The following is a 405-nucleotide window of genomic DNA, read 5'->3' on the forward strand; positions in this document are numbered from 1 at the left end:
ACTACTCTATCGGAGTTCTGTTCTGATTTTTCGGCAATAGTGTAAAATCGTATCGAGCAAAAACTGTCAATTTTATTTTAGCGTTCACACCAAAAACGTCTTTCCGACGCCCGGAGGGCCCAAGAGGATCAGGTTGTACTGTTGTTCGAGCCAGTTGAGCTGTTTCAACTGCTTCAGCTGTCGGGCGGTTAGTGCGGTCTGTTCCTCCAAATTGAACTCCGAGAGGGATTTGATGAACGGGAATCGGGCCCACTTCATTCGTCTCTCCAAACTTTTAGCGTCTCGTTTGGCGCGTTCATGGTTCGTGATGGCACTTAGAAATTCGATATACGTCCAGGAGGCCATTTCGGCCTCTCTCAAAATCTGTGGGAGGGCGTCAGCCGTCTCGGCGAGACGAAGCTGCCG

General features: G+C 49.9%; 1 protein-coding gene. It reads right to left on the bottom strand.

The window, feature by feature from the left end; translation table 11 throughout:
• Positions 1 to 84: 84 nt before the first annotated feature.
• A partial coding sequence (locus tag KNP68_RS15125) for an ATP-binding protein (RefSeq protein WP_214800084.1) occupies positions 85 to 405 on the bottom strand: 321 nt, incomplete at its 5' end.

This window comes from Exiguobacterium sp. s50 (assembly GCF_018618175.1).
In the GTDB taxonomy this organism is placed as follows: domain Bacteria; phylum Bacillota; class Bacilli; order Exiguobacteriales; family Exiguobacteriaceae; genus Exiguobacterium; species Exiguobacterium chiriqhucha.